We start from the raw sequence: 14,698 nt of genomic DNA, 5'->3' as shown, positions 1-14,698 counted from the left end.
CCATGACGGGTTGGAGTACTCCGGCCTCCTTCGACCAGGAGCGGGTGTGGTTCGCGAGCCGGCTGGATCCGGACTCCCCGGCGTTCAACATCCCCACCGTCGTGCCGCTGTCCGGAATCACGCTCGACGCCGGAGACGTGGCCGCGGCCCTGCACGCCCTCGTGCAGCGCCACGAGGCCCTGCGGACGTCCTTGGCGCAGGCACCGGACGGCTCGCTCGTGCAGACCGTCCACGAGCGCGTGGAACTGACCGTGGACGAGGTGGACCTGCGGTCCCTGGAGCGGGCGGCGGCCGTCGGCCGGGCCGAGGAACTCCTCGCCGAGCTGGCCTCGGCGCCCTTCGACCTGGCGCGGGCACCGCTGTTCCGCGCCCGGCTGGTGCGCCTCTCCGAAGCGGACCGGCTGCTGCTGGTGTCGGTCCACCACAGCGCGTTCGACGCCGCCTCGGTGGCCCTGCTGGACCATGAGGTCATCGAGCTGTGCCGGGCGGCCGCGGAGGGCCGCGCCGTTGAACTCCCGTCGCTGCCCGTGCAGTACGCCGACTATTCCACCTGGCAGCGCTCCAGGTACGACAACGGCGAGTTCGAGCCGGACCTGGCCTACTGGCGACAGCGGCTTGCCGGGCTGCCGCCCGTGCACGCCCTGCCGCTGGACCGGCGGCGCCCCCCGGTCCGCAGCAACACCGGTGACACCGTCCGGTTCGCCGTGCCGGAGGATGTCGGTCACGCGGTGGCCGCGCTCGCGCGGCGCGCCGGCACCACACCGTTCACGGTGCTGCTCGCGGCGTTCACGGCCCTGCTGTCACGTACCTCGGGCAGCGCGGACGTGGTGGTGGGCGTTCCCGTGTCCGGACGCGTCCTGCCCGAGGTGGCGCCACTGATCGGCATGTTCGTCAACACGGTCGTGCTGCGGACCGACGCGTCCGGGAACCCGACCTTCGGCGAGCTGATCGCCCGTACCCGCGATGCGGTGGCCGACGCGCTGGAGCACTCGGAGCTGCCGTTCCAGAAGCTGGTCGAGGAGCTGTCGCCCGAACGCGACCCCAGCGTCTCCCCGCTCTACCAGATCGCGTTCAACTACCTGCCCGACTCCGGGAACGAGCTGGTCGACACCGGCACCGCCAAGGACGAGCTCGTTCTGGAGCTGGGCTCGCGGGAAGGGCGGCTGAGCTTCCGCACCGACCTGTTCGACCGCCGCACGGCCCAGGCCCTCGCGGAGCGCTACGTCAGACTTCTGGCCGCTGCGGCACCGGAGACCCGGCTCGCGGACCTGCCGCTGGCCGGTCCCGAGGAGGAGCGAACGGGTTCGGCGCAGGACCTCGGTCCGGACCGGGAGCTGCCCGCCGGGCTGCTTCCGGATCTGTTCCAGGCCCGGGCGGCCGCGAGGCCCGGGGCCCCGGCGCTGATCGACGCGGACGTCTGCCTGAGCTACGCCGAGCTGAACAGCCGCGCCAACCGGCTCGCCCGGCTGCTCGTCCGGCGCGGTGCGGGCCCCGAGCGGCGGATCGCCCTGGTCCTGCCGAGGTCCGCGCAGATGATCGTCGCGGTGCTCGCGGTGTTCAAGGCCGGCGCCGCCTACGTACCGGTCGATCCCGACCTCCCCGGGCTCCGCCGGGAGTTCATGCTGACGGACTCCGCGCCCGCGCTCGTCCTGACCCTCGCCGCGACGGCGGACCAGGACCTGTCCGAGGCGCCGGTGCTGGCACTGGACGACCCGGCCGTGCTGGCCGAGCTGGCCGAGACCGACGACACGGACCTCACCGACGCCGACCGGACGGCCCCGCTGCGGGCGGCCGGCCTCGCGTATGTGCTGTACACCTCCGGATCGACCGGCCGGCCGAAGGGCGTGGCGGTCCCGCACGCCGGGCTGAGCAACCTCGCCCACGCGCACATCGACCTGCTCGGCATCGGGCCGGACGACCGCGTGGCCAACCGGTCGGTCTGGTCCTTCGACATCTCGGTACTGGAACTGGTGTCGACGCTGCTGGCCGGTGCCGCGCTGGTCGTCACCCCGCGCGAACCGGCCCTCCTCGGTGCGGAGCTGGCGGACTGGCTGCGCCGGTACGCGGTGACGCACCTCCTCGCACCGACACCGGTCGCGGCCACCCTGCCGGCCGGTGCGCCGCCCGCCCTCCGGGTGATCTTCGTCGGCGGTGAGGCCTGCCCGGCCGAACTGGTCGCGCGGCTGGGCGCCGACGTGTCGTTCGTCAACGGGTACGGCCCGACCGAGACCACCGTCGTCGCCACCACATGGCCGGGCCGGCAGCAGCCGCCGACCGCGGTCGCGCCGATCGGACGACCGCTGCCGAACACCGCCTGCTACGTGCTGGACGACCGGCTGCGTCCGGTGCCGCCCGGGGTCCCGGGAGAGCTGTACGTCGCCGGCCCTCATGTCGCTCGCGGTTACACCGGGCGGTTCGGACTGACCGCCGAGCGGTTCGTGGCGGACCCCTTCGGCGCGCCGGGCACGCGCATGTACCGGACCGGTGACCTGGTGCGCCGCAACCACGACGGGGACCTCGAGTTCCTGGGCCGGACCGACCGGCAGGTCAAGGTCCGCGGCTACCGGATCGAACCGGGCGAGATCGAGACGGCGCTGACCGAATGCGCCGGTGTCCGGCAGGCCGTGGCCGTGGTGGCGGCCGACGACCCGCCGCGGCTGATCGCCCATGTCGTGGCCGAACCGGAGGCCGAGCCCGACCCGGAGGCGTTGCGCGCGGAGTTGGCCGCGGTGCTGCCCCGGCACATGGTGCCGGCGCAGATCACCGTGCTGGAGGCGCTGCCGCTGCTCCCCAACGGCAAACTCGACCGTGCCGCGCTGCCCACCCCGCCCCCGGTCCGGCCAGGGGCGGGCCGCCGGCCCGCGACGGAACGGGAGAGGGTGCTCTGCGCGGCCGTCGCGCACGCCCTGCATCTGGACGAGGCCGGTGCCGACGACGACTTCTTCCAGTTGGGCGGCGACAGCATCTCGGCGATCACCCTGGTGGCCGGGGCGCGCGCCGCCGGACTGCGGATCACCGCACGTGAGGTGTTCCGGCACCGCACGCCCGCGGCCCTGGCCCAGGTCGCCGGCGCGGTGGCCGACGGCGCCCCGGCCGGTGGCGAACCGGCCCCGCTCGTCCGCCTGGACGCCGCCGACCGTGACCGGCTGGCCGCCCGACATCCCGGCCACCACGACGTACTGCCGCTCTCACCGCTGCAGCAGGGACTCCTGTTCCACGCCCAGTACGACGAGCAGGCGCCCGACGTCTACACCGTTCAGCTGGTCCTCGACCTCTCCGGCCGGCCGGACGCCGGTCGGCTGCGCGCCGCCGGGTCCGCACTGCTGCGCCGGTACCCCAACCTGCGCGCGGGGTTCCGGGGCGACGGCGCCGAACCGGTGCAGGTGATTCCCGCGCCGGGCCCCATGCCCTGGCAGGAGCTGGACCTGCGCTCCTTCGACGCCGGTCGGCAGGATGAGCAGATACGTTCCTTCCTGGCCGCGGACAAGGCACGCCGGTTCGACCTGTCCGCACCTCCGCTGATCCGGATGTGCCTGCTGCGGCTGGCCGACGACCAGCACCGCCTCGTCCTCACCAGCCATCACATCCTGATGGACGGCTGGTCCATGCCGATGCTCCTCGACGAACTGCTCACCGGCTACGCGGGGGGTCCGGAGCTTCCACCGCCGCCTGCCTTCCGCGACTACCTCGCCTGGCTCGCCGCGCAGGACCCGGAGCGGTCCCGAGCGGCCTGGCGGCGGGCCCTGGACGGAGCGCGCCCGTGCGCCGTGGCACCGGGCGAGGCCGCGACCCGGCGCCCCGTCACGCCGGAAAGAGTGGACGTGCCGCTCTCCGCGGAGGAGACCACCGCGCTCTCGGCCGCGCTGCGCGCCACCGGCGTCACCCTCAACACCCTGGCGCAGACCGCCTGGGCGGTGGTGCTCGGCCAGCTCACCGGCCGTGACGACGTCGTCTTCGGCGGCTCGGTGGCGGGGCGTCCGCCCGAGATCCCCGGTGTCGACCGCATGATCGGCCTGTTCACCAACACCGTGCCGGTACGGGTCCGGGTGCGACCGCAAGAAGCCCTGACCGATCTGCTCAGGCGCGTCCAGGACGAGCAGTCAGAGCTGCTGGCCCACCAGCACACGGCCCTCGCCGACATCCAGCGCGACGCCGGCGGCGACCTGTTCGACACGATGACGACGGTCGAGAACTACCCCGACGCCGGACAGCTCCTGAACGCGGGCGCCGCGGCGTCGGCCGGCCACGCGGAGGCCCTGCGGCTGACCGGGGCGACCGTCGACGACGCCACCCACTACGCGCTCAGCCTCACCGTGGTGCCCGGCACGCGGCTGCTGCTGCGCCTGGAGTACCGGCCCGACCTCTGTTCCGCCGCCGAGGCCGGATCGATCGCCGCCCGGCTCCGCAGCGTCGTCGCCGGCATGACCGGCACCCCGGACGCGCCGGTCGGCCGACTGGCGCTGGCCGACGCGGCCGAACGTACGGCGCTGCTGGCCCGGGCGGCCGGTCCGGTCCTGCCCGGCGGCCCCGTCGAAGGACCCGCCGAACTGGTCGCCCGATGGGCCGCGGCCGCGGGCGACCGCACCGCGGTCACCGACGGCGACACGGTGCTCGGCTACGCCGAACTCGACCGGCGGGCCGACCGCCTCGCCCGCCTCCTCGTCGCACGCGGCGCCGGACCGGACACGGTCGTCGCGTTGGCGCTGCCCCGGTCCGCCGGGCTGATCGTGGCCGCGCTGGCGGTGGCCAAGGCGGGCGCCGCGTTCCTGTGGACCGACCCCGGCCTCCCGCCGCTCCGGCAGGCCCGGCTGGTGTCCGGCGCGAAGGCGGCGCTCGCCGTGACGGCGGAGGGCCACGGCCAGGCACTGCCGCCCGGCCTGCCGGTCCTGAACCTGGACACCCCCGACCACCGGGGCGACACGACGCCCCCGGCCCCGCCGCACCCCGACCACCTCGCCTACGTGCTCCACACCTCGGGGTCCACCGGCACCCCCAAGCCGGTGGCCGTCACCCGGCGCGGCACGCACACGATGGTCCGTGCCCAGCTCGGCCGCTTCGGACTCGACACCGACAGCCGGATGGCGCAGCTCGCCCCCTGGACCTTCGACGCCGCGATGTCCGAATGGCTCACGGCCATGGCGGCCGGTGCCGCCCTCGTCCTGCCGCCCGCCGGAGAACCCCTGGTCGGCGAGGCACTGGCGCAGTGGATCGACACGGCCCGGGTGACGCACGTACAGCTCACACCCGCCGTCCTGGCCACGTTGCCTGAAGGCTCCCTGACCGGGGTGCGCACCCTGGTCGTGGGCGGCGAGTCCTGCCCGCCGGAGCTCGTGGCCCGCTGGTCGCCCGGCCGGCTGATGATCAACGCGTACGGGCCCACCGAGGCGAGCGACACGGTGACGCTGGCCGACTGCCGGCCGGACGGCTCCGCCACGAGGGTGCCGATCGGCACCCCGGTGGCGAACACGTCGGTCCACGTGCTCGACGCCGCGCTGCGGCCTGTCCCGCCCGGTACCCCCGGCGAGTTGTATGCCGCCGGCCCCGGCGTGACACGGGGCTACCTCGGCAGACCGGCGGACACCGCGGAGCGCTTCGTGGCCTGTCCGTTCGGGCCGCCGGGCGCCCGCATGTACCGCACCGGCGACCTGGCGCGCTGGACCGCCGAAGGTGAGCTGGAGTTCCTCGGCCGGGTCGACCGGCAGGTGCAGGTCAACGGCGTCCGGATCGAACCCGCCGAGGTCGAGGCCGCGCTGGCCGACTGCCCCGGAGTCGGCCAGGCCGCCGTGCTCGCGGTGGGCGAACCGCCGCGGCTGGTGGCGTACGCCGCGCCGGTCGCGGGTCGAGAGCTGCCGTCGCCCACCGAAATGATCGACTGGCTCGCCGGGGTGCTGCCCCGCAACCTGGTGCCCTCGGCCGTGGTCCCGCTGGCCGCGCTGCCGCTCAACCGCCACGGCAAGGTCGACCGGAACGCCCTGCCGGACCCGGGGGCGCCGCGCCGTACTGCGCGCCGGGAGCCGGGCACCGAACGCGAACGGGTGCTCTGCGCCGCCGTCGCCGACACCCTGCGCCTGGACTCCGTCGGCCCCGACGACGACTTCTTCGGGATCGGCGGCGACAGCATCACCTCGATCCAGCTGGTGGCCCGGGCACGGGCGGCCGGTCTGCGGCTGACCGCCCGGCAGATCTTCGAGCACCGGACCGCGGCAGCACTGGCGGCGGTCGCCTCCGCTCTGCGGTCCGAGGACGACACGGACGTGCCGGTCGGCCCGCTGGAGGCATGGCCCATCGCCGCCTGGCTGCGTGAACGCGCGGCACCCCTGGACGGCTTCACCCAGTCGACCGTGCTCGGCACCCCCGCCGGCACCACCGAGGAGCAGTTGCTGACGGCGATCGGCGCGCTGCTCGACCGGCACGACGCACTGCGGCTCCGGCTGCTGCGGCCGCAGTGGACACTGGAGATCGCCCCGCGCGGCGCGGTGTCCGCGGCCGACTGCTGGCGGCGCGTCGACGTGCGAGAGCTGGACCGGGAGGCTCTGCGTACCGCCATCGACACCGAACGCACCATCGACGGGGGCGGCTTCGACCTCGCCGCGGGTGTGGTGCTGCGGGCGGTGTGGTTCGACGCAGGCCCGCGGGAGCCAGGCCATCTGCTGCTGTCCGTCCATCATCTGGCCGTCGACGGCTACTCCTGGCGGGTGCTGGTGCCCGACCTGGTGGCGGCCGTCGGCTCGGCGGCGGCCGGGGAACCGGTGCGGCTGCCCGCGGTGGGCACCTCGCTGCGCCGGTGGGCGCGGCTCCTGCGCGAGCAGGCCGGCGGACCGCGGCGCCGGTCAGAACTTCCGTACTGGCTCCAGGTCACCGCACCGACCGGGGCCCCGGCGCTCGCACGGCGGCCACTGGATCCGGCCCTGGACACCTACGGCCGCGCCCGGTTCAGCACCTGCGTCGTCCCGGCGGAGCTGACGGCCGAACTGCTGACGACGGTCCCGGCCGCTTTCGGCGGCACCGTCCAGGACCTGCTGCTGACCGCGCTGGGCATGGCCGTCGCCGAGCACCGCCGAGGCCGCGGGGAACACGACGACGGCACCCTGCTGGTCGATGTCGAGGGCCACGGCCGCGAGGAGATCGCCGAAGGCGTCGATCTCACCCGCACCGTCGGCTGGTTCACCAGCATGTACCCGGTGCGGCTGCGGCTCGGTGAGCAGGATCCGGCCGAGCTGTTCGACGGCGGTCCCGCGACCGGCCGCGCCGTGAAACGGGTCAAGGAGCAACTGCGCTCGGCGCCCGACGGCGGTCTCGGCTACGGCATGCTGCGCTACCTCGACCACGACACGGCCACCGCCCTCGCGGAGCGTGCCGCTGCCGAGATCCTCTTCAACTACCTGGGCCGGTTCGACGGGCCGTCCGGTACCGGTGCGTGGAGTCCGACGGTGGAGTCGGCGGAGATGGCCGGCGGGCTCGACCCGGACATGGCCATGCCGCACGTGATGGAACTCAACGCCATGGTGGTCGGCGGCCCTTCCGGACCCGCCCTGGCGGCGACCTGGTCGTGGGCCCCCGGCGCGCTCGACGACGCGACCGCCGCCGAACTCGCCGACGGCTGGCAGCGGGCGCTGCACGCCCTCGTCGCGCACGTGCGCGCACACGGCGGCGGCCGCACCCCGTCGGACTTCCCGCTCGCCCGGCTCGACCAGGACGAGGTCGACCTGGTGACGCGTGCGCAGCCGGACGTCCGGGACATCCTGCCGCTCACACCGCTGCAGGAGGGCCTGCTCTTCCACAGCGGCTACGACGACGGCCCCGACCTGTACACGATGCAGCTCTACGTCGACCTGGTCGGCCCGGTGGACGCCGCCGCCGTCCGGCGGGCCGGCCGGCTGATGCTGCGCCGGCACCCGAACCTGCGGGCCTCGTTCCGCTGGCAGGGACTGCGCCGCCCGGTGCAGGTGATCACGGACCACGACGACTTCGCATGGCACGAGACCGATCTGAGCGCCCTGGACGAGACGGAGCGCGGGAAGGCGCTGGAGCGGCTGGAGGCCGCCGACCGCGACCACCGGTTCGACCTCACCCGGGCACCCCTGATGCGGATGGCCCTCGTCCGGCTCGCACCGGACCGGCACCGGCTGCTGGTGACGCACCATCACACGCTGATCGACGGCTGGTCCACACCGCTGTTCGTGCGGGAACTCCTCAGGCTGACCGCCGACGGGGGCGACACGGGCGCACTGCCGCCGGTACGCCCGTACCGCGACTTCCTCGCCTGGCTCGACGGCCAGGACACGAAGGCCTCCGTCGCGGCCTGGGTCCGGGCGCTGGCGGAGCTGGACGGCCCCACCCTGGTGGCCGGCGACCGCGGCACGCGGCACCTGCCGGTCCGCCCGCGCGAGCTGAGCGCCGAGCTGGACGCGGCCGCCACCGCCGCCCTCACCGCGACGCTCCGCGAGCACGGGCTGACCCTGCACACCGTCGTGCTCGGCGTATGGGCGACGGTGCTGGCCCGGCTGACCGGCCGTGACGACGTGGTGTTCGGGGCCACCGTGTCGGGCCGGCCGGGCGAACTCGACGGATCCGCCGAGATGCTCGGGCTGTTCATCAACACGGTGCCTGTGCGGATCCGGCTGCGCCCGGGCGACACCGTCGCCCGGCTGTTCCAGGAGATCGCCGCCGGCCAGGCGGAGCTGCTGGCCCACCACCACGTGCCGCTCAGCGAGATCCAGCGCACGACCGGGCACGACGCGCTGTTCGACACCGCCGTCGTCGTGGAGAACTTCCCGGTCGACACGGAGGACGACGCCGCGCCGACGGACACCCTCCAGATCACCGGGGCGGGCGGCTACGACGCCACGCACTACACACTGGACCTGACCGTGGTGCCGCACGAGCGGCTGCGGATCGTGCTGCGCCACAGGCCGGACACCTTCGGGCAGTCCGCGGCGGAGGCGGTCCTCGACCAGGTGCTGGAGCTGCTGCGCACCGTCGTGTCCGAACCGGACGCCCTCGTCGGGCGGTTGCGGGCACCGGCCGGTGCCGAGCGGTCCCGCCGGCTCGCCAAGGGCGCGGCCCGGCCGTGGGCAGGCACGCCCCCGTTGCCGGCCGACGGCCTCCTGCCGGACCTGTTCGAAGCCCGGGCCGCCGCCTGCGCCGAGCGCACCGCCGTCGCAGACGGCGACCGGCACCACAGCTATGCCGAACTCAACGCCCGGGCCAACCGCTTGGCCCGCCTCCTGGTCGCCCGCGGGGCCGGGCCCGAGCAGGTGGTGGCCGTGGCGATGCCGCGTTCCGTGGACGCGGTCGTCGCGGTCCTGGCGGTGGCGAAGACCGGCGCCGCGTTCCTCCCCGTCGACCTGGACTATCCGGCACAGCGGGTGGCGCTCATGTTCGCCGACGCGCGGCCGTGTCTGGCCGTGGCCACCACCGCGACGGCCGGGGCACTCCCCGCGGGGGTCGTGCCGCTGCTGCTCGACGAGGTACTCGCCGAACCCGGTACCGCAGCCCCGGCGGACACCGACCTCACTGACACGCACCTCACCGAAACCGACCTCACCGACACCGAGCGCCTCGCTCCGCTGCGGCCGGAGAACCCGGCCTACGTGCTGTTCACCTCGGGCTCGACCGGCACGCCCAAGGCGGTCGCCGTCACCCACGCCGGGGTGGCCAACATGGCCGCCGTACAGATCGACCGGTTCGGCGTGGACGCCGACTGCCGGGTGTCGCAGCTCGCGTCCTGGAGCTTCGACGCGGCCATGTCCGAGCTGTGCACTGCCCTGCTCTCCGGAGCGACCCTGATCCTGCCCCCGCCCGGAACCGTGCTCGCCGGTGAACCCCTCGCGCGCTGGATCGAGCAGAGCAAGGTCAGCCACGTCCAGCTGACGCCCGCCGTCCTCGGCACGCTGCCCGACGACGCGCTGGCCGGCGTCGGCACACTCGTGGTCGGGGGCGAGGCGTGCCCCGGAGAGCTGGCGGAACGCTGGTCCGCCGGGCGCCGGATGATCAACACGTACGGGCCGACCGAGGCGGCCGACACGGTCACCCTCGCCGACTGCGGCCCCGCGGCGGGCGCCGCCGTCGCCCCCATCGGCCGCCCGGTGCCGCGCGTCGGGGCGTACGTGCTCGACGCCACCCTGCAGCCGGTCGCCGACGGCGCCGCCGGTGAGCTGTACGTCACCGGCGCCGGGCTGGCCCGCGGTTATCTGGGCCGGCCCGATCGCACGGCGGAGCGGTTCGTGGCCTGCCCGTTCGGGGAGCCCGGCGAGCGGATGTACCGCACGGGCGACCTGGTCCGCCGGCGGGCGGACGGCCAACTGGAGTTCCTGGGACGCGCCGACCAGCAGGTGAAGATCCGCGGGGTGCGCGTCGAGCTCACCGAGATCGAGGCTGCCGTCACCGCGCTCCCCGCGGTGGCGCGGGCGGCCGTGGTCGTCCGCGAGGACCGGCCTGGTGACGCCCGCCTGGTGGCCTACGCCGTACCGGCGCCCGGCGCCCGGCTGGACGGGGCCGCAGCGCGGCGAAGCCTGGCCCGCGTGCTGCCGCGCGCCCTCGTGCCGGCGGCCGTGGTGGCGCTGAACGAGCTGCCCGTCACCCCCAACGGCAAACTCGACCGCAAGGCGCTGCCCGCGCCGCCGCCCGCCGCGGCCGGCACCCGGGCGGCCCGTACCCCGGCCGAACAGGTGCTGTGCGACCTGTTCGCGGACGTACTGGGCGCGCCCCTGGTCGGCGCCGACGACGACTTCTTCGACCTGGGCGGCCACTCCCTGCTCGCCACCCGGCTGACCGGCCGCGTGCGGGAGGCCCTCGGGACGGACGTGGACATCCGGACGCTGTTCGAGCACCCCACCCCGGCCGCCCTGGCGGCGGAGCTGGCCGACCGCGAGGACGGCCCGGTGCGCCCGCGGCCGGAGCCGGCCGCCCGCCCGGCCCGGCTGCCGCTCTCGCACGGGCAGCGGCGGTTCTGGTTCCTCAACGAGCTCGCCGGCGGCGCCGTCAACAACAGCATGCCGCTGGCGCTGAGGCTGCCCGGCGACGCGGACGCCACGGCGTTGCGACAGGCCCTCGACGACGTCGTGGCCCGGCACGAAAGCCTGCGCACGGTGTTCCCCACCGGGCCCGACGGCGTCCCCTACCAGCATGTGCTCGCCGACGGCCGGGCACCGCTGAGCACCCGCCCGTGCGCCCCCGAGGACCTGCCCGCGGCGCTGGCCGCCGCGCTCGGCCGCGGCTTCGACCTCGCCACCGAAACCCCGCTGCGCGCCCACCTGTTCACCGCCGCCCCCGGCGAATCCGTGGTGCTGCTCGTCCTGCACCACATCGCGGGTGACGGCTGGTCGCTGGGTGTCCTCGCCGACGACCTGCACACCGCGTACGCGTCCCGGCTGGCGGGCCGCGCCCCCGCGTGGCAGCCGCTGCCGGTCCAGTACGCCGACGTCACCCTGTGGCAACGCGGCCTGCTCGGCGCGCCGGACCGGCCCGACAGCCGGCACTCCCGCCAACTGGAGCACTGGCGCCGCACACTCGCCGACCTGCCCGACTGCACCCCGCTCCCGACGGACCGGCCGCGTACCGCCGCCACCGGCGACCACGGCGGAACCGTCACCCTCGGAATCGACGCCGACCTGCACGCGCGCCTGCTGGGTGTCGCCAGGCGCACCGGGACCACGCTGTTCATGGTGCTCCAGACGGCGCTGAGCGCCCTGCTGACCCGGCTGGGCGCGGGCACCGACATCCCGATCGGCACACCGCTGTCCGGCCGCGGCTTCGCGTCCCTGGACCGGCTCGTCGGCTGCTTCGTCAATTTCCTGGTGCTGAGGGCCGACACCGGCGGCGATCCGACGTTCCGCCGGCTGCTGGAGCTGGTGCGGGAGACGGACCTGGCCGCATACGCGCACGCGGACCTGCCGTTCGAGTCCCTGGTCGAGGCGCTCAACCCGGCCCGGACACCGGCCCGGCATCCACTGTTCCAGGTGGTGCTGTCGCTGCAGACGGCCACCGCGGCGGACGGCGGCTTCGAAGAACTGCCGGTCGAACCGGCCACCGCCCAGTTCGACCTGTTCTTCGAGGTCACCGAGCGGCGCGGAACCGACGGCGCACCGCAGGGCCTGGACTGCCACCTCGGCTACCGCGGCGACCTGTACGACCGCGGTACCGCGCAGGCGTTCCACCAGTGGTTCGGGATGCTGCTGCGCGCCATGGCCGCCGACATCGACCAGCCCATCAGCCACCCGCGGCTGCTGACCCGCGCCGAGCGCGGGCGCCTGCTCCACGAGTGGAACGCCACCGCGGCTCCGGCGGCCCCGGACGTCGTGACCGCGTTCGAGCGGCAGGTCCTGAGCACCCCGGAGGCCGACGCCGTCATCGGTACGACCCGCACGCTCAGCTACTCTGGTCTCGACCGGCGGGCCAACCGGCTCGCGCACCATCTGATCGGCCGGGGCGCCGGCCCGGGCGCGCTGGTCGCCCTGCCGCTCCCGCGGACCGAGGAGTTCCTGGTCGCCGTGCTCGCGGTGCTCAAGGCCGGAGCGGCGTACCTGCCGCTGGACCCCGACCACCCGGCCGACCGCCTGCGTCACGTCCTCGACGACGCCGCACCCGAACTGGTGCTGGAGTCGGTACCGGACGACGGCGACCTGGCCGCGGCCGGCTGCCCGGACACCGCCCCCGGCGACGCGCACCGCCCTGCCCGGCCGACATCCGCGTCCGACCCCGCGTACGTCATCTACACCTCGGCGACCACCGGACCGCCCAAAGGCGTCGTCATCGGCCGGGGAGCCCTCGCCAACCTGCTGGCCGCACTGCGCGGCGTCCTGCGGCTGACGCCTGACGACCGGATGCTGTCGGTGACCACCGCGGCCTTCGACATGTCGGTGCCGGAGCTCTACGGTCCGCTGCTGAGCGGCGCCGCCGTGGTGCTGGCCGGTCCGGGGACGGTCCGCGACCCGATGGAGCTGGCCCGGCGGTGCGCGCAGACCTCGGTCACCGTCGTGCACGCCACCCCTTCGCTGTGGCAGTCCCTGGCCGAATCCGTTCCGGAACTGCTGCCCGGGCTGCGGAAGTTCACCGGCGCCGAGGCGCTGCCCGCCGGACTGGCCGGTCGGCTGTCCGGCTCCGGCGGGGAGCTCACCAACCTGTACGGTCCGACCGAGACCACCGTGTGGTCCACCGCCGCCCGCCTCTCCGGCCCGGTGGGCGGGCAGCCGATCGGCACCCCGTTGGCCAACACCCGTGCCTACGTGCTCGACGACCGGCTGCAGCCGGTCCCGCCCGGGGTGACCGGGGAGCTGTACCTCGCCGGCGCCGGCCTCGCCAACGGCTATCTCCGCCGGCCCGCGCTGACCGCGGAACGGTTCACGGCCTGCCCGTGGGGACCGCCCGGCGAGCGCATGTACCGCACCGGCGACCTGGCCCGCTGGACGTCCGCTGGGCAGCTGGAGTACCGCGGCCGTGCCGACCAGCAGATCAAGCTCCGCGGGTTCCGGATCGAGCCGGGCGAGGTCGAAGCGGCCCTGGTCTCCCATCCGGAGGTGGCCCGGGCGGCGGTTGTCGCGCGCGAGGACCGGCCCGGCGACCGGCGGCTGGTGGCCTACGTCGTACCGCACGCGGACCGGGACGTCGACCCGGCGGCGCTGCGCGCGCACGCGGGCCGCACCCTGCCGCCGTACATGCTGCCGAACGCGATCGTCGCGCTCGCGGCCCTGCCGCGGACGCCGAACGGCAAGCTCGACCGCCGGGCGCTGCCCCCTCCGCCGGCCGCTCGCGCGGGCCTCGCCGCCCGCAGCCACCGCGAGGAACTGCTGTGCCAGCTCTTCGCCGAGGTGCTCGGCGTACCGCGGGTCGGCGCCGACGACAACTTCTTCGACCTCGGCGGCCATTCCCTGCTGGCCGCGACGCTGGCCGGCCGGATCCGGGCCGAGCTGGACGTCGAACTGGGCCTCGGCCTGCTGTTCGAGCACCCGACGGTGAGCGGTCTCGCCGCGCGGCTGGACGGCGGCGGCGAACGCGGGCTGGGTGTGCTGCTGCCGATCCGCACCAAGGGAAGCCTGGCGCCGCTGTTCTGCGTGGCGCCGATCGCCGGCCTCGCCTGGTGCTACACCGGCCTGCTGCGGCACTTGGACCCCGAGCGGCCGATCTACGGCCTGCAGTCCCGGCTCCCGGCTCCCGGCCGCCCACTGCCCGGCTCGCTCACGGAGGTGGCCGCCGACCACCTGGAGCAGATCCGCTCCGTACAGCCCACCGGCCCGTACCACCTGCTCGGCTGGTCGTACGGCGGGCTGGTGGCGCACGAGCTGGCCGTGCGGCTGCGGCACCAGGGGGCGCCGGTCGGACTGCTGGCCCTGCTCGACGCCTATCCGGTGGCCGACGGAGAACTGGACGCCCCCGTCGACCCGGTAGCCGCGCTGCACCGCCTGCTGGGTCCGGACACGGTCGCCGACCTGCCCTCCGAACTGGCCGATGTGGTGGCCAACAACGCCCGGCTCGCCGGGGCGCACCGCCCCGGGAGCTTCGACGGGGACATCGACCTGTTCCACGCGACCGGAGAACCCGGAGCGGCCCGGCCCGAGGCATGGGCCGGGCACACCAGCGGCGACCTCCGCGTGCACCGGATCGCCTGCGCCCACGACGACATGACCCGGCCCGAGCACCTGCGCCTGATCGGCGCCGAACTCGACAGCCGGCTGAGCACACAGCCCTGAAGGAGCAGAAC

The 14,698-nt window shown here is 75.0% G+C and carries 1 protein-coding gene; it reads left to right on the top strand.

Annotation, left to right across the window (positions count from 1 at the left end):
* Positions 1–2: 2 nt before the first annotated feature.
* The gene (locus tag DN051_RS02550) at positions 3–14,687 is read left to right on the top strand and encodes a non-ribosomal peptide synthetase (protein ID WP_162624807.1); all 14,685 of its coding nucleotides are present in this window, start codon (positions 3–5) and stop codon (positions 14,685–14,687) included.
* Positions 14,688–14,698 lie beyond the last annotated feature (11 nt).

The organism is Streptomyces cadmiisoli, from assembly GCF_003261055.1.
In the GTDB taxonomy this organism is placed as follows: domain Bacteria; phylum Actinomycetota; class Actinomycetes; order Streptomycetales; family Streptomycetaceae; genus Streptomyces; species Streptomyces cadmiisoli.
The sequence above is the reverse complement of the archived record's forward strand: the minus strand, read 5'-3'. Positions and strand labels throughout refer to the sequence as shown.

Excerpts from the sequence above, each read along its gene's own strand:
- DN051_RS02550 (WP_162624807.1), top strand. The coding sequence starts at position 3 with ATGACGGGTTGGAGTACTCCGGCCTCCTTCGACCAGGAGCGGGTGTGG.